At 42.2% G+C, this 16672-nt stretch carries 10 protein-coding genes and 1 pseudogene; 5 read left to right on the top strand and 6 right to left on the bottom strand.

The window, feature by feature from the left end:
• Positions 1-382: 382 nt before the first annotated feature.
• A pseudogene (locus tag R4I06_RS02620) lies at positions 383-557 on the top strand (sigma factor-like helix-turn-helix DNA-binding protein); the annotation flags it as partial.
• A 248-nt stretch (positions 558-805) separates the two neighbouring features.
• Here the strand turns inward: R4I06_RS02620 and dnaG are convergent.
• The gene (gene dnaG / locus R4I06_RS02615) at positions 806-2635 is read right to left on the bottom strand and encodes a DNA primase (RefSeq protein WP_334413979.1); all 1830 of its coding nucleotides are present in this window, start codon (positions 2633-2635) and stop codon (positions 806-808) included.
• Between the two features lie 73 nt (positions 2636-2708).
• The gene (locus tag R4I06_RS02610; RefSeq protein WP_334413978.1) at positions 2709-3740 is read right to left on the bottom strand and encodes a class I SAM-dependent methyltransferase; all 1032 of its coding nucleotides are present in this window, start codon (positions 3738-3740) and stop codon (positions 2709-2711) included.
• Between the two features lie 219 nt (positions 3741-3959).
• On the opposite strand from R4I06_RS02610, the gene R4I06_RS02605 reads away from it, so the two are divergent.
• On the top strand, positions 3960-4259 hold the full coding sequence (locus tag R4I06_RS02605) for a DUF2610 domain-containing protein (protein ID WP_334413977.1): 300 nt from the start codon (positions 3960-3962) through the stop codon (positions 4257-4259).
• 30 nt (positions 4260-4289) lie between these two features.
• On the opposite strand, the gene R4I06_RS02600 is transcribed toward R4I06_RS02605, so the two are convergent.
• The 4 genes from R4I06_RS02600 to R4I06_RS02585 form a co-directional block, all read right to left on the bottom strand.
• The gene (locus R4I06_RS02600; protein WP_334413976.1) at positions 4290-4931 is read right to left on the bottom strand and encodes a TlpA family protein disulfide reductase; all 642 of its coding nucleotides are present in this window, start codon (positions 4929-4931) and stop codon (positions 4290-4292) included.
• The gene (locus tag R4I06_RS02595; RefSeq protein ID WP_334413975.1) at positions 4909-5883 is read right to left on the bottom strand and encodes a ribonucleotide-diphosphate reductase subunit beta; all 975 of its coding nucleotides are present in this window, start codon (positions 5881-5883) and stop codon (positions 4909-4911) included. The genes R4I06_RS02600 and R4I06_RS02595 overlap by 23 nt, the downstream gene beginning before the upstream one ends.
• Positions 5884-6071: 188 nt before the next feature.
• Complete coding sequence (cysS, locus tag R4I06_RS02590) at positions 6072-7487, bottom strand: cysteine--tRNA ligase (RefSeq protein WP_334413974.1); 1416 nt, start codon at positions 7485-7487, stop codon at positions 6072-6074.
• Positions 7474-8118 (bottom strand): exopolysaccharide biosynthesis protein, encoded by a 645-nt coding sequence (locus R4I06_RS02585; protein ID WP_334413973.1) that lies wholly within the window; start codon positions 8116-8118, stop codon positions 7474-7476. The genes cysS and R4I06_RS02585 overlap by 14 nt, the downstream gene beginning before the upstream one ends.
• A 474-nt stretch (positions 8119-8592) precedes the next feature.
• On the opposite strand from R4I06_RS02585, the gene R4I06_RS02580 reads away from it, so the two are divergent.
• From R4I06_RS02580 to R4I06_RS02570, 3 genes are all read left to right on the top strand, one after another.
• The gene (locus tag R4I06_RS02580; protein ID WP_334413971.1) at positions 8593-13416 is read left to right on the top strand and encodes an NAD-glutamate dehydrogenase; all 4824 of its coding nucleotides are present in this window, start codon (positions 8593-8595) and stop codon (positions 13414-13416) included.
• Entirely contained in the window at positions 13409-13888 is a 480-nt protein-coding gene (gene tatB / locus R4I06_RS02575) for a Sec-independent protein translocase subunit TatB (protein WP_334413970.1), read from the top strand. Before R4I06_RS02580 ends, tatB begins: the two co-directional genes overlap by 8 nt.
• 123 nt (positions 13889-14011) lie before the next feature.
• Positions 14012-15379 carry a PleD family two-component system response regulator gene (locus tag R4I06_RS02570; protein WP_334413968.1) on the top strand — a complete coding sequence of 456 codons (1368 nt, stop codon included), beginning with the start codon at positions 14012-14014 and terminating at the stop codon, positions 15377-15379.
• The last annotated feature ends 1293 nt before the right edge of the window (positions 15380-16672 follow it).

Genomic DNA, 16672 nt, shown 5'->3' with positions numbered 1-16672 from the left:
ATGCCTCTCCGAAACTACGCTGCAGGCCCCTCTAACATGACCACAGGTTTCTGAGTTCGTCGTCGATTTCCCGTGCACGTTCAGAAAGTATCGTTGCTGCATTGCTCCCGTCATTTTAATCTACATACCTTCTGGAACCCAGCTGAAGATGGTTATGCCTCTCCGAAACTACGCTGCAGGCCCTCTAATATGACCAGAGGTTCCCTAGTTCTTCTAATATTTCGGTGTAGAGCTGCTACATCATTCCTATCATTTTTATCAGCCCCCTAGGATTTGGCAAACGCTGTAGTGTCTCGGGGCTATGCTGCAAACCTTTTAGCGTGACCACAGGTTTCTGAGTTCGTCATTTAATCTTACACTCTCTGAATCCTTGGCCTAAAATGAGCATACATTACGTCAGCGCTTGGGGATAGGAAAGGGAGGCAAGGATCCACACGTTAGAAGAGGTGGGTAAGCTGTTTAACGTTACCAGGGAGCGGATACGGCAGATTGAAGCCAAGGCTCTAAGGAAACTTAGGCATCCGAGTCGTGCTAGGAAGCTACGCGGGTTCTTCTAATACTTGAATCGCATCGTTTTTTTATCGTAGCCTGCCAACACTGGCTCTATATATAGGGCAGTGATGCCTCTCCGAAACTACGCTGCAGGCCCCTCTAACATGACCACAGGTTTCTGAGTTCGTCGTCGATTTCCCGTGCACGTTCAGAAAGTATCGTTGCTGCATTGCTCCCGTCATTTTAATCTACATACCTTCTGGAACCCAGCTGAAGATGGTTATGCCTCTCCGAAACTACGCTGCAGGCCCCTCTAACATGACCACAGGTTTCTGAGTTCGTCGTCGATTTCCCGTGCACGCTCAGATAGCATCGTTGCAACATCATTTCTATCATTCAATCTAGATTCTATTATTTGCTCGTGGATCTCACTCAGCTCTCTTGATAGCATTAGCTTCTGCCATTCCACACGTACATTGTCACCAGTAGCTCCAGTTGGAAAGACGTCTTTAGATCCGTCTTTATACCCTATCAAAGAATGCAACACACCCTTCAATTCCGCTGCTCTAGATATAAGTTCTTCAAGCAAGCCATAATTGGATAATTCTGTATCATCCGTACCCACAATATCCACTATATGTTGTTGTAACAACCTCCTGCCATTGTCATTGAAGTCTATATTAGCAAATTGATCAAATACAGACGCATCTGCGAGCAGTTCTGGATACTCTAAAACTATTTGAAGCACGCGTATTTGATAATTCTCTTCTATACATGCTTTTAATGGGACATCGTTCAAACGATATTTATGTAGTTGGCTATGGTGTGCCACACCTGCAGCATCCATAGTAGTACTTTTTTTTTGATAATACCTATTGTAACGTGTTCTTTCTGGATTTTGTAACGACCTAATTTGCTGATAAAAGAATTCCTTATAGTACTTGAGGATTTTTGGATCTTTGATCTTTGACGTATAGTCCTGGATTCGACTTTCTAGCAACATGCATTGCTCTGGCATGACAGCACCATGTGTATCAATACAAGACTTTTCGTATTCCCAAATGAATTCAGAAAGTAATCTTGCACCGTCTATAAAAGACATTACCTCATCTAATCCCCTGGTTATGCATACATCGTAAGGATCTTTGTCCGCTATTCCGCTCACAAAGCGTACACTCTCGCCCTGTTTCATCATGGAAAGTGCGGTACGTGCTATCTTTACTGATGCTGCAGATCCAGCTTTATCGCCGTCCATCCAGATAATTACTTCTGGAACTATACTCCACAAATTTCTCAAGTGGCACTCAGTCATTGCTGTACCGAGCACTCCAACTACATTTTGCACACCTAACTGGCTTAGGATTAATACATCCATGTACCCTTCCACCACCACCATTTTTCCTGATTTCCTAGCATGAGGTAGAGCTAAATTTAATCCGTAAAGGCTTTCCCTCTTTTTGAACAGTGCATTCTCAGCAGAATTTAGATATTTTGGAATATGGTTAGGATCGATAGACCGGCCACCGAAGGATATAACTCTACCCATAGGATTACAAATTGGAAACGTAATCCTGTTATATAGACAGTCTTGTCCGCTTTTACTGAGCAGTCCAGCATCGCGTATGACATCTAAGCTCACCTTGGCTGCGAGCAGATGCGCCTTTAGACCAGAAGGCGGTATATATCCTAATCTAAACTTTCTGATCGTATCTCCATTTATGCCTCTACCCTTGAGATAAGCCATTGCTTGCTTACTCTTAAATAGCTGTCCAGAAGCCCAATATGCAGCACGCTCCATAGCCTCGAACATAGAATCAAACTCCCCCTTATCTCCAACATTTTGGAGAGTTACGCCATACAGCTGCGCCAGGTGAGCCATTGCCTGTTTAAAATCCAGCCCTTCAGTATCGGATACGAACTGTATTACGTCACCTGAGACACCACATCCAAAGCAGTAAAACAGTTCATTGTCACAATTAACGTTAAATGACGGGGTTTTCTCTGAATGGAAAGGACAGAGGCCCACATAATGATTGCTGCCGCCCCTTTTTGTGAGCTTTATCTTCTTTGATACAACGTCGAATAGCTTTACCCTATTCCTGATCAAAGCAACGTTATCGCCACCACAATTACTTCCAGTCATTACCTAATACCGAATGCACAATCGATAGGAAAAACATATCGTAAGCATATAAAATCTTCGCCTTGTGTAATAGTTACACAGCGTGCATTATCATAGCTTTGAATAGAGTACCCATATTTTCTGTAAGCCGCAAATATGAGCTTTGCAACTCATGTGCTTGAGCTACTGTGGCATTTTGCATTAATTGTTCTAATCTTTCTCTTATCCCAAAATTGTGCAAGAAATCCCTTTGTGTACTAATTTTCGAGACAACTGTATCCAAACTTCTCTGCAATGTCCCAAAATCCACATAAGCGCTAATATCACACTCCCCTGCGTGCTTTAAGAAATCGCAATATCCATGATTCATTACACCTTGTATAGTGCTCTTGTATATTGGTTGCACATAACCATAATCTATGATCAACCCTGCTCCTCCTTTTTTCACGAGAAGCTTTTCCAGAAGCTTTACTATGTCAGCTGCAGCAGCACAATTTTCCACAATATAACCATCTTCTAAATTATCGTAAGCCCCCTCAGGCAGCGTAGCTTTCATATCTCCCATGGTTAGCAAATCCCCGTCACAGATTACACAGTTTTCTCTTATCTCACCTTCTACGGACGTAAATTGCTTTATAGGAAGCGCATCAAAAAATTCATTTGCTATTACCACAATTGGACAATCTGGCAGTGACGTAGGTAACTCAGTGTGCCAAAAAAATTTTTTCTGCCGCATAGTATCCTTACCGATGCTGTGCTTCTGCATGCTGCGTAAAAGCGGGCTAATCTCAACTATATGCACCTCCAGCAACATGTCATACTGAGGAAATCCCTTTATAACTCTTAGAATATCGCTAATAAGAGTCCCCCTACCCGCTCCCAGTTCCATGAGAATGAAACCTTCAGCAACGCCAATACTTTCCAGATATTGAAGAAGCCAGAGTGCAATAACATCTCCGAAAAGCTGGCTGATATCTGCAGAAGTTATGAAATCCCCTTCCTTCCCGAAAGGCATTTTCTTCATGTAGTATCCACAATCTTCGTGATAAAGCGCAATCTTCATGAATTCGTCAAGCGGAACGCATTTTCCCTTTGAAAAAATCAGCTTCTCTATGCGCTTATTCATAATATTGCGGTGATTTACAGTGTGCCAAAGTTATACTACTAACCTCCCTTTGCTGCAAAGTTTCACAATGCACAAAAGGAGCAATATGACGTAACAATCCATAAAAAGTAAGCTTTTTAATAATAAAATGGGATGCAGTAGTAGTGTGCGTAGTTTATACCTTGCTCATCTGCTTTATGATCCTTATTTTTAGAAATATTCTGCAACAAGGGTGTATAAATGCCTGTTATAAAAAAATTTCTTGTGCCCTGTGAGTTCACAGGCGGCAAGGTTTCACAATTTGCCATCTATGTTGGAGAACCAAAGCCAGATTCTCACCCGGTACAGCACCAAAATTCCTGGCTTTCGAAAGAACGCGGCGGAATAATACCAGAAAAGGTCCGAAACAGTTTGGAAAAGCTACACGACCTTTCGAAGAAGAATGGTATATGTTTTGCGGATTTGTGTGTGTACGCATTGAACGTAGTACAAAACAAGAAGAACGCCTCAGAAGGTCATTGCGCAGAGAACGAAGCATAATAAACGCTTATGTGTCTCTGCGAATGTAGATTAACTGGGTAGTACTCCGGAAGATTCAGTTGTCGCGATAGTGAGCAGCTGCTTCACCACTGCAACACTATCCCATTTCATATATCCCTTAACCCTGTAGATAACCTTGCCTCTCTTATCTACAATGAGCGCAAGTGGCACAGAGCGCACCTCAAAGTAATCAAATAGTGCACCCTCCTGGTCGAAGTACAAAGGCATCTTCAATCCGTGCTCTACACCAATCTTTTCGACCCTATTAGGAGAAAACCCATCAGCGTGTCCAGAGATAGGTAATATCTCAATCACATCCTTCATATCAGTCAAGTCTAAGTAATCCCTCACCTTTTGCATACCATGCAGCAAAGTCAGGGAATCCAGGCTCCAATGGGCCCAAAACACTAAAACAAGCACCTTATCTTTGAAATCTTCAAAAGTAAGTTCCTTACCTTCTACATCAAAGAACACTCCCCGAACAGTTTTCTGTTCTGCTGTTCCAAGTGCCCCCTCAACAAATGCCTTTGGAATGGCACGTTTGGCATCAAGCCCTGAATTGCTGGGCGTCATTACCTCTGATGACGCACGAACGACGGGAGCTACTGTTGCCGCCGCAATACAAAACGCTATTATAAGCAACCACCGCCTATAGGTCTTCGAATGCCTCATCCCAAGTACCCTCAGTAGCAGCCCTGGCATACTCTGTAACTCTATTTTCAAAGAAGTTCGTGTATTCAACACCATTTAGTATCTCATCCAGCCACTGCAGGGGATTAGAACTCACGTTATATATAGGATCTAAGTTTAATTGCTTCAATCTTCGGTTAGCTATAAACCTTATATATCTTTTAACTTCATCAGCAGAAAGCCCCTCAACATCACCTAATGCAAAGGCCAAATTTATGAACTCATCCTCAAGCATTACGATGGCTTTGCACGCATCATACAGCTCCTGCTGCAGATCTCTATCCCATATTTCAGAGTTTTCATTAACAAAAGTTATGAATAGTTTAATAATAGACTCAGTGTGCAAAGTCTCGTCACGCGCAGACCACGCAATAATTTGTCCCATCCCCTTCATTTTGCCAAAACGTTGAAAATTTAACAAAATAGCAAAAGATGCAAACAACTGTAGTCCTTCGGTAAACGCACCAAAAACCGCTAGCGTTTTTGCAACGTGCCTCTTATCACCCTTTTTACACTCCTCATATCGCTGCATGTAATCATACTTCTTCTTCATGGCTTCAAACTTTAAAAACGCCTGATACTCTACTTCAGGCATCCCTATCGTATCGAGCAAGTAAGAGTAAGCTGCGATGTGTATAGTTTCCATATTAGAAAATGCAGACAACATCATGCATATTTCAGTGGGTTTAAATATGTTGGAGTAGTGCTTCATATAGCAGTTATTTACTTCTATATCAGCCTGCGTGAAGAATCTAAAGATTTGTGTTAAAAGGTTTTTCTCTTTCTCAGAAAGCGTAGTTTTCCAATCTCTAACATCATCGGCCAACGGAACTTCTTCTGGAATCCAATGTATCCGCTGCTGGCATAGCCACGCATCATATGCCCACGGATAATCGAAAGGCTTGTACACAGGTCTAGCATCTAGTAAAGACATATTTAAACCTTCAAGTTAAGAAAAGAAAAACCCAAGGGTCAACTCTACAAGTAACCGCAGAATTGTCAACATCGACCATGCATTCATTAGGTCATTAAATATCCAACAAGTCAAGTAAAGTACGCCAGTGAAACCATTTTGCAAATTTCATCTGCATTGCTTTTAGAATCGAGTTCCTGCGGATTCCCTCACTTATCTGAGTCTTTTTCGAAGTACCAACTTGTCTTCCCATCTTTTTCATCCACAGCCACAACACCCCTACTGCGCAACTCATCTCGTATCCTATCCGCAAGAGCAAAATTCCCCAATCTCCTGGCCTCGTTTCTCTCAGCTATGCTTGCTTCTATCCAACTTGTATCACCCCATTCACTCTCATCTTCGCCTCCTACAATTTCTTTACCAACAAAGTCCATTCCCATAAACTTCATGCTTTTGACTAAGCTCTTAGCCAAATTCGCTCTTCCCTCTACATCACGCATCTTGTTTATCTGAGTCACCATGTCGTGCACAATGGAAATCGCTTTCGGCGTATTCATGTCATCTAATAGAGCTTCCATGACCCCTTCATTAATCTGCACACTGTCATCGCTTTCTACTGAATATCCTTCACATAATTGCTGACAAGCCCTAGATATTCTCTTCATTGCCACTTTCGCACTGCTAACAACTTTGTCATTCCAGTCAAGAGGTTTGCGGTAATGCGTGCTTAGAAATACATATCGCATCACCTGGCCATCCACGCCCTTTTCTTTCAGCTCCCTAACAGTCAGGACATTGCCCAAAGACTTGCTCATCTTCTCACCACCATTAACGGTAAGAAAGCCATTGTGCACCCAATATTTTGCATACACTCCATCTGGAAAAGCACAGTTATTCTGAGCAAGCTCATTTTCGTGGTGAGGAAACATGAGATCGGCACCACCGCCATGAATATCGAAACTATCACCACAATATTTATAGCTCATAGCAGAGCACTCTATGTGCCATCCTGGCCTACCCTTCCCCCATGGACTGTCCCAATACGCACCAAGACGTAAATCTACATCAGTAGCAGGCTTCCAAAGTACAAAATCTCCAGGGTGACGCTTATCTTCGTCAATATCAACCCTTGTACCGGATACCATCTCCTCCTGCTTCCTTTTTGACAATCTGCCATACGCGCCATGAGACGCGACGCTAAAGTACACAGTATTCTTGACTACATATGCATGGCCTTTGTCAATTAGCTTGGATATAATTTCCAGCATGCAAGGGATCTCTTCAGTTGCCCTTGGCTCAAATGTGGGTTCTAGACAATTGAGCTCCTGCATATCTTCGTGAAAGAATTCCGTATATCTCGACGTGAACTCCTTGATATCCTCACACTTAGAGTGAACAGCATTGATAATCTTATCGTCAATGTCAGTTATGTTCCTCACATAAATAACTTTCGGATATAAAGCTTTAAGCAATCTAAACAGAATGTCATATGCAACGGCAGAACGCATATTGCCTAGGTGTACAAAATCGTAGACGGTTGGCCCACATACGTACATTTTCACGCAGTCGCTATTCAATGGCATGAAGCAGGTCTTACCAGAGCTCAGCGTGTCATACAGCTTCATGCGTAAAAAACTTAGAAACAAAAGAGAACATCTCTATAACGAGTTTTGGACCCGCAATCAAGACCACGGTTGTTATCGATAGACCCAGAAGTCCTAACACTATGCCTAGTACAACTAGAACACCATCTCTATTTAGCATTCCAAGTGCTATTGCAGATATTCCACCTGCAGGAATAAAGTTGGTCAAGGGCAATGGAACGGCAATAGACAAGGCACACAGCAGGCATATCAATGCTATAATTCTGTTTCCCAGCCCGCAAAAAATGAACATCACCCTCGGCTTTGTCCACCTTTCCATAGCTTTCAGCAGCGGAGAGGTCTTCTCTATTACCATAGCAAGAAATCCACGCTTGAAAGACTTTCTTTCCAAAAAATCCGGTAACCACGGAGTCGTACGCCCCATTAACATCTGCACCGAAAATAGTATCAACGGCAGCGCCAAAATTGTTGTGTAGCCTGGTATAGTAGGAAGGGGTATAGCCAACGGAAGAGAGAATAAAAGCATGAACACTCCGAATCCTCTATCATGCAATATAGTTTTCAGCTCGAAAAGAGTCACAGTATCTGCTTCTCCATATCCTCCTACCTCCTCCAGTATATCGGATACAGCTTTTCTACCATCTTCATCCATAAGAGAATCCAAAGCAATTTGGTCATTGCAGGAAATACCATAACCACAAGATCATGTATAGGAAAATATACTCTCTGGACACCATAGCGGCGTAGTCGTTAACCCTGAGTAATTGTATGCAGCAACAATGTCTATAGACGCCAAGCTTATAATCTCTCTATATCTCCGATTATACAATAATATTGTCATCCACCGCTTATATAGGCAGTACATTAATTCGCAAATTCGGCTTCACTTATTTCGATTGTTAGCACATGTGGCACACTTCTCATTAAACGAGAGTATGCACTAAGTATACACTAACTAAAAATAGCACTTATACCTGCACTCTCCGCCCTTAGGTGAGCGCAATTTATGTAGTTTTTGTGTGGATAGAATTTTATTAAATTAATTGTGTTTTAACTGGCATAGTGTATGCTATCCTGACTTTTGTTGTGGTCACATGTTTTTGTTCTTGATTTTTGAGTACATAGTATGCGTGCCGGTAGAGATGAAGCACCAAGTTTTGATGGAAAGGTTCTGTCTTCCGTACTAAAAGCCCTAAACAAAAATTCCTCAAGAGATACCGACTCTAGCACATTCAGAAGCTTTGTTGAAAAGTTTTATGATTTCTCCTACAGCACAGACGTAGAGTTGAGCGGGGAGTTTTTATTAAACATGGTGCGTAGCCTGTATGAGTTTATAGGCAACAGGAAGAGCGGACAGGCAATGGTCCGGGTATTTACGGTAGCAAGACCTGAATCCAAGGAAGCAGGAGATTTTACAATCATCCAAACTGCAAACGACAACCTACCCTTTATAGTAGATTCCATCATCATAGCGATAAAGCAGCACTGTCTTTCCATACATCATTATACGAATACCGTACTGAGCATAGAGAGAGTTGATGGTCGCATAGTTAATATAAATCCTAGGCATGAGGAATCGCGTGCTGACGACGCTACTAGCGAGTCGGTAGCATACTTTGTGGTTGGCCCGACGAATGAAAGTAACAGGAAAAAGCTTAAGGAAGACATAGAAGGTGTACTGGGTTGCGTAGCTTGTTGCGTGCACGATTGGCAGCCTATGGTGGACCGTGCTTCGCGTATACTATCGGATTTGGATGGTGATGAAAACTTTGAGGAAATATGCAGTTTTCTTCAGTGGTTATGTAAAGACAACTTTGTATTCCTGGGATATGGAAACTACGTCAGGTCACCGCAGGGCAATGTTTTAACTGCGGTGGAGGAAGATAGTCTTGGGTTGATGAAGATAGAGGATTACGCTGCTCAAAACTGTAGAAGCGTGGATGACGGAGTGGCGGGACATTTATACATAGCTCAGTCTAATGTTATCTCTCCTGTGCACAGGCACGGTTATACCACGTGTGTAACATTTAGGACTTTCGATGCCGGCGGGAAAGTGGTAAGGGAAGAGCACTTTTACGGGTTTTTTACATCGCACGTCTCATTTCAAAGTGCACAACACATACCCATAGTAAGACAAAAGGTGGAGTATGTGGAGAAGAAGTCAGGATTTATAAAGAATGGCCATAACATCAAGGCTTTAGTTGCTATAGCTCAGAAATTCTCTAGAGAGGAGCTATTCTACTTCTCAGAAGAGGAGTTGTTTCAGATTTCCATGGGGATCTTGTCTCTATCTAGCGCGCCGAAGGTGAAGCTATTCATGCTGAAAGATGCGATAAATGGGTTCATCACGTGTATAATCTTTATACCTAAAGATCTAGCAAACACTGAGCTTGCGAATAGAGTGGCAAGGGTGTTGGAAGGCGCTCTATCCGGAAACGTTGTAGGTCATCACTATAATATGTACAACGAGTCGGACTTAGTGAAGCTGCAGTTCACATTGAAGGTAGAGCATGTAGCAAAATGCGGCATTTCCGAGAGAGATGTGGAAAAGCTTGTAGTAGAATCTACTAGAAGATGGGAAGACAAGCTGCTGCAGGTATTGCACAAGAAGAATATGTATGAAAAGTTCTGTGCTTGCGTTACCGCGTTTCCGGTTAGTTATCAAGAGTATTTCACGCCTGAAGGTGCGTGCCACGATATATTGAAGATTGACGAAGTGCTCAGGAGCGGTACTTGGGAGGTAGATTTATTTGTATCAGACAAGAGCAGTCAGTACCAGTTAAAGATATATGTCCCCTTAGAGAGTGATTTACATCTCTCTAAGGTTTTGGATATCGTGAGAAACATGGGTGTCAAGGTTGCATTTCACTACAGTTACGATGTCAACATACTCAACAGGTGCATCCGCATGCACCACTTTATATTGTTTCAATCCAATACATCTCCTGACTACAGCATTGCAAAGAGCCAGTTTGAAATCGTACTGAAGAAGGTCTTCTGCAAGCAGACGGAGAGTGATTATTTCAATAGTTTGGTTCTTCTAGCAAATCTGCGCTGGAAGGAAGTGCTGTTAATCAGGGCTTTAAGCAGATATTTGAAGCAGATTTCGTTTAGCTATAGTCAGTCCTATGTGCAAAAGGTGGTGCGTAAGCACCATAAAGTTATTGCACTTTTGGTAGCATTATTTGAAGCTAAGTTTGATCCAAAGATTTCCGTAGATAGAAAAGGATTGATAAGTTCTATCTGCAAAGATATTGAAGAGTCGTTCGCATGCATATCTGACATAGTTCACGACTACGTACTTAGGTGTATGTATGGCGTCATATTGTCTACGGTACGTACAAATTACTATCAGGACCCTGATAAGTCTTATATATCGATAAAAATAGATCCATCTGGAATAGCTGATATTCCTCTTCCATGCCCGTTCAGGGAAATATATGTATATTCCAATGTGTTTGAAGGCATACACTTGCGCGGGGGTAAGGTAGCTCGTGGAGGGCTGCGTTGGTCTGATAGAACTGAGGATTTTCGTACTGAGATCCTGGGATTAATGAAGGCACAGATGACAAAGAATTCAGTAATTGTGCCCGTGGGATCTAAGGGAGGATTTATAGTGCGAGGCGGTACATCGCAACAAAGTGGAAAGTCGGCAGATTTTGCAGTTGAATGCTACAAGAACTTTTTACGTGGGATATTGGACGTTACAGACAACATAGTAGATGGAAAGTGCGTACCCCCCGTAGAGGTAGTGCGATACGACGATGATGACCCTTATCTTGTGGTCGCGGCTGATAAGGGGACAGCTGCCTTTTCAGACCATGCTAACAAAGTTTCAGAAGAGTATGGCTTTTGGTTAGGTGATGCGTTTGCATCTGGAGGATCAGTAGGGTTTGATCACAAAAAAATAGGAATCACTGCGAAAGGTGCCTGGGTTGCGGCGTGCAGGCATTTCTGGGTAATGGGTAGAAACATTGAGCAACTGCCGTTTACTGCCATTGGAATAGGAGATATGTCTGGAGATGTTTTCGGTAATGGCATGCTACTATCCAAGAAAATGCGTTTACTGGGAGCATTTAACCACTTGCACATATTCGTTGATCCGTCACCGGACATTGAGAAGAGTTATACAGAAAGACAGAGGTTGTTTAACACTCCTGGTTCGTCGTGGATGGATTATAATCCTGAACTCATATCAAAGGGTGGAGGGGTGTTCTGTAGGCAGGTGAAGAGCATAGAGCTGACAGAAGAAATGAGGCAATGTTTTGCTATTGAGACTTCTCGTACAAGTGTATCTCCTACTGAGCTCATACAGATGATGTTGCAAGCTCCTGTGGATATGATATGGAATGGCGGCATAGGAACTTATGTAAAATCTTCTACTGAAGAGAATTCTGCTGTACGTGATAAGGCGAACGATTTACTGCGAGTTGACGGAAAGTCTTTGAGAGCTTCCATGGTTGTCGAGGGAGGTAATCTAGGTTGCACTCAGCTTGGTAGAATTGAGTACTCTTCTGCGGGCGGCATGATAAATACCGACTTCATGGACAATTCTGGTGGGGTTATCTGTTCCGATTTTGAAGTAAACTTGAAGATATGCTTGGAAATGGCTGTGAAGGACGGTTTTATTTCCATGTCTGAGAGAAATAAGATACTAGATGACATGTTGTACGACATTCCAAACATAATCTTGGAATCTCATAACAAGCTTGAGACCAGGGCATTGATGCTGGAAACAATGCAAGCGCAGAAACGTGTTGAGCAACATCATAGAATCATGCTGTACCTGGAAAAAGTTATAGCACTGGATAGAAGCATAGAATTTTTACCCAGCGACGATGAAATACAAACAATGCTTAGCGAGTCTAGAGGGTTAAGTGCGCCTCAGATAGCTGTCCTGATTGCATATGTCAGGACTTTTACGAAAAACGCGATTCTCAATTCATCCTTTTTATTTGATCAGGGTCTATCTGAGGTATATGAAGACAAGTACCTTCTTTCCTACTTCCCAGAGTGTATTAGGAATAGGTTTGAGAAATATATACGACAACATAAGCTAAAGCACGAGATACTGGCTACATGTATAGCAAACGACATAGTCAACAGGATGGGCTGCGTGTTTGTGAGCCACACGGAGAGCATGGGCATCGCCATGGACATGATAGCGCGGGTATATATTATCACTACTTGTATATACAATCTTGACGATATTTGGAGTGAGTTAGACAGAATAGACGGTAAAATAGACGTACATGATTACGTTAAGATTGTAAGAGAGGTACAGAAGTTTATCGGCCAGGCAACGTTCTGGTTTTTTAGACATATGCATAAATTTGCGCACATAGAGAAGAGGATAGGCATCATTTCGACGCAGATTTTGTCGTTAGAGGAAAATTTAAGCAACATACTGTCAGGTGAGTTTTTGGATGCATATAATGAAGTATTCAGAAGCATGCCTAGAGATTGTATAAATCCAGATATTTTGCGTAGGATAGGCAGTTTACGCTTCTCAATCTTTGGGATGGATATCGTATATATTTCAGAGAGCTCAGGAATGGAGACATCGACCGTTGGCATGATATTTTTCAGGTTGTGGTCCGTGTTGAATTTTGGAAGGGTTCGGGATCTAGCTATGCAGATGGATGCTGTTTCGTCGTACTGGCAGCGTATTGCGATAAGAAACTTATTGGATGATTTGAGTGATTATCAATCCATAATAACTGGGAACATAGTGCAGCGCATAATGAGCGAATACCCTGCTCAGACTAATGTGCCGAAAAACATAGCTGAGAGCTCTGTGAGCGCATGGTGTGCCCAGCATAAAAGTCGTTTGGATGCCTATTATAGATTTTTGGAAGACATAGATTCTTCTCAACTTGATCTCAGCAAGCTTGTCCTGATAATACGGTCGTTGAGCGTTTTTACGGTCGAGAAGGATTGCAATGCTTAGCCTTGGCATTTCTGAAATGTTGCTTATTGCTGTGGTGGGGTGTTTGGTAGTAGATCACAGGAAGATTCCTGGAACGATAAAGCACGTTGCTATGTACTATAAAAAGTTTCAAGAGATTAAGACCGAGGTATTAGATACTATCAAGGGCATTTGCACTAATGGTGTTGGCGATAGTATAGACATTGACGATGAGAATTCTAGCCATATATACGGAAGCGATGGCAAGTTGTATAAAAGATATAAAATCAGAGATCTAATTAAGAAAGAGGATAGGAATACTGCTCTCATTTCTCCTCATACTGCATCTACGGAAGCGTTTGATGTTGCAAGTAACGGTGAAACTGCGAGTGGAAATTCCGGCGAAGCTGCTACAAGTGGCAATGGCGACGAAACTGTAAGTAGTGGCAATTCCGGTAAAGAAGTGTGTACACATACGAATGGACAGGAAGATGGGGACAGTTCATGTACTTAAGTTAAAGCCGCTTAGGAAAAATGTTTATTGTTTATACCTAGCAACTCTTTTTATCATCCGTCTTCTACTTTCAACGATGTGCTAGACAAGAGTGATATTGTTTTATGTATAGAGTAATAGATTATGACAGCAAGAATACTTGTAGTTGATGATCTAGAGGATAATCTGAAGTTACTACAAGCCAAACTAACCTCCGAGTATTACAGCGTATTGACAGCAAATAATGGTCCTGACGCTATAAAAATCGCACAAGAAAGTAAGCCAGACCTTGTATTGCTTGATGTAATGATGCCCGGAATGGACGGCTTTGAGGTATGTAGGAAGCTGAGAGCTGATCCTTCTATAACGTACATACCTGTTGTTATGGTAACTGCTTTAGACAACACCTCAGAAAACCGCGTTAATGGGCTGAATGCGGGTGCAGATGATTTTTTAACAAAGCCCATAAACGATATGGCCTTGTTCTCTAGGATACGCTCGTTGACGAAATTCAAACTCTTAGTAGATGAACTTAGACTGAGAGGGAAAACCAGCGCCGATATGCAGGCGGTAGATTGTAGTATAATGCAATATTCAAATCAGATTTCTGATGGCACTATCATTATAGCAGACGAGGACAAGATCCGCTCTGAGGTAGTAAATAACACATTACAGAAACACTTCAAAGACACTGTAGTTATTACTCCCACACAAGTAATAGATTTTGCCAATGTCAGAGACTGCGATTTATTTATAGTGGATTTGCATTTTTCAGGCGATGGATTGAGGTTGTGTTCTAATCTACGTAGCAACGCTGATACTCGATACACTCCGGTGCTCCTTTTGCCTGATGAGAGTGACGATACGGAGATCCTCAGTAGGGCTTTTGAAATAGGGATAAACGACTATGTAATGGCACCAATGTGCAAGAATGAACTCATAGCAAGAACCGCGCTGCAAATAAAGAGAAAACGGTATCAGGATGCCCTAAGGATGCACCTTAAAACCAATGCGGAAATGTCTATAAAGGACTCCCTAACCGGGTGCTATAATCGACGCTATTTCGACATGTATTTCCAGAATATTGTTACTGAATCTCAGAAGACCAACAAAGATCTATCTCTCGTCATTTTGGATATAGACAGTTTCAAACAAGTGAACGATACATACGGCCATCCTATCGGAGATGAATTGTTGCAATTACTTTGCAGAAGGATATTTGACAACATAAGAGTATCAGACTTGTTAGCTAGATTTGGTGGAGAGGAATTTGTCATTATTTTCCCGGAAACGCCCATGGCCGAGGCAATAGTTGCTTCGGAAAGACTACGTGAGCTCATAGAATGTGAACCTTTTGTTACTAACGCAGTAACTCTGAAGAAAACTGTAAGTATGGGGGTCACGGGGCTACAGAGTGATGACACTCCTCCTCAAATGCTCGCAAGGGCAGATAAGTTCTTATACGTGGCAAAAAAAACCAAAAACTCTGTTATCTCTGATGCTAATTGCTAGTGTACTGTATGAATGTTGCATAGAGAATATAAATGCTACGAGGCGTCGTGCACAAAAACCGTAGTAACCACAAATTTTAGCCAGGCATCACGTATCGTGTAGTCATTACGCTGTAACCGTCGCAGTTCGCATAGATATATGAATTTCAAGATGTGGAGTGTCATGCAGCGAATGCTATTTAGGCACCATGCCCTATAGTAAGACCCCCGCTTTTAACGAGGTTGGTATATACACGCGTTACATAGAAACCAAAAATGCTGTGAGGCAGTCATATGCCAAAATCGCCGCAATTTCGCACAAGCGCTGGAGTTCAAGGCTGGAATGCCCTGGTAAAAAATGTTTTATGTCGCTTCTCAACAATGTCTTTGCTGTTTCTCTCATATAGTCGGGCACCGGGGCAAAAACTTTCACTCTCTTCCCCAGAATTTCGAACCCTATCCTACGTGCATGTACATGAGTTTTTTAAATATGGAGTGTCTCGTGGGTTCAGTATAGCGTCTTGTATAGCGACGAGAACTCGGTATAAAGTTCTTCCCGCTATCAGGGGAACTAATGCGCTAGGGAACACATACTCAATTGCTTTCGGTTCTCAACTTCCTTATATAGCCATCCTATCCTTCTGCCATTACTTCACCTTTGACAGGAACAACATGGGTAAATCAACTAGTATAAATGTGTGAATTTCAAGATGTAGAACGCCTATGCAACAAATGCTATCTAGGCGCTATGCCCTATAGTAAGACTACCGCTTGTAACAGGATTGGACATCACACACATTGTGTAGAGAACGCAAAATACTGCGAGACCCTCCGATACCAAAATCGTAGTAGCGCAAAATTTAGCCAGGCATCACGTATCGTGTAGTCATTACGCTGTAACCGTCGCAGTTCGCATAGATATATGAATTTCAAGATGTGGAGTGTCATGCAGCAAATGCTATTTAGGCACCATGCCCTATAGTAAGACTACCGCTTGTAACAGGATTGGTCATCACACACATTGTATAGAGAACACAAATACTTCGAGACCGTCAGATACCAAAATCGTAGTAACCGCGAATTTTAGCCAGACATCACGTGTTGTGTAGTAATTGCTCAGGATTGTCACAATTAGCACAAGTGCGTGAATTTCAAGATGTGGAATGCCCCGGTAAAAAATGTTCCATGTCGATTCCGAACAATGTCTTTGCTGTTTCTCTCATATAGTCAGGCACCGGGGCAAAAACTTTCACTCTCTTCCCCCAGAATTTCGAACCCTATCCTACGTGCATGTACATGAGTTTTTTAAATATGG

It is taken from the genome of Anaplasma bovis (assembly GCF_036903315.1).
Lineage (GTDB): Bacteria > Pseudomonadota > Alphaproteobacteria > Rickettsiales > Anaplasmataceae > Anaplasma > Anaplasma bovis.
This window is presented reverse-complemented; position numbering and strand designations above follow the sequence as displayed.

What these genes read in the sequence shown, in the direction of transcription:
- dnaG (WP_334413979.1), bottom strand. Translation starts at nt 2,635, where the DNA reads ATGACTGGAAGTAATTGTGGTGGCGATAACGTTGCTTTGATCAGGAAT.
- R4I06_RS02610 (WP_334413978.1), bottom strand. Translation starts at nt 3,740, where the DNA reads ATGAATAAGCGCATAGAGAAGCTGATTTTTTCAAAGGGAAAATGCGTT.
- R4I06_RS02605 (WP_334413977.1), top strand. Translation starts at nt 3,960, where the DNA reads ATGCCTGTTATAAAAAAATTTCTTGTGCCCTGTGAGTTCACAGGCGGC.
- R4I06_RS02600 (WP_334413976.1), bottom strand. Translation starts at nt 4,931, where the DNA reads ATGAGGCATTCGAAGACCTATAGGCGGTGGTTGCTTATAATAGCGTTT.
- R4I06_RS02595 (WP_334413975.1), bottom strand. Translation starts at nt 5,883, where the DNA reads ATGTCTTTACTAGATGCTAGACCTGTGTACAAGCCTTTCGATTATCCG.
- cysS (WP_334413974.1), bottom strand. Translation starts at nt 7,487, where the DNA reads ATGAAGCTGTATGACACGCTGAGCTCTGGTAAGACCTGCTTCATGCCA.
- R4I06_RS02585 (WP_334413973.1), bottom strand. Translation starts at nt 8,118, where the DNA reads ATGGATGAAGATGGTAGAAAAGCTGTATCCGATATACTGGAGGAGGTA.
- R4I06_RS02580 (WP_334413971.1), top strand. Translation starts at nt 8,593, where the DNA reads ATGCGTGCCGGTAGAGATGAAGCACCAAGTTTTGATGGAAAGGTTCTG.
- tatB (WP_334413970.1), top strand. Translation starts at nt 13,409, where the DNA reads ATGCTTAGCCTTGGCATTTCTGAAATGTTGCTTATTGCTGTGGTGGGG.
- R4I06_RS02570 (WP_334413968.1), top strand. Translation starts at nt 14,012, where the DNA reads ATGACAGCAAGAATACTTGTAGTTGATGATCTAGAGGATAATCTGAAG.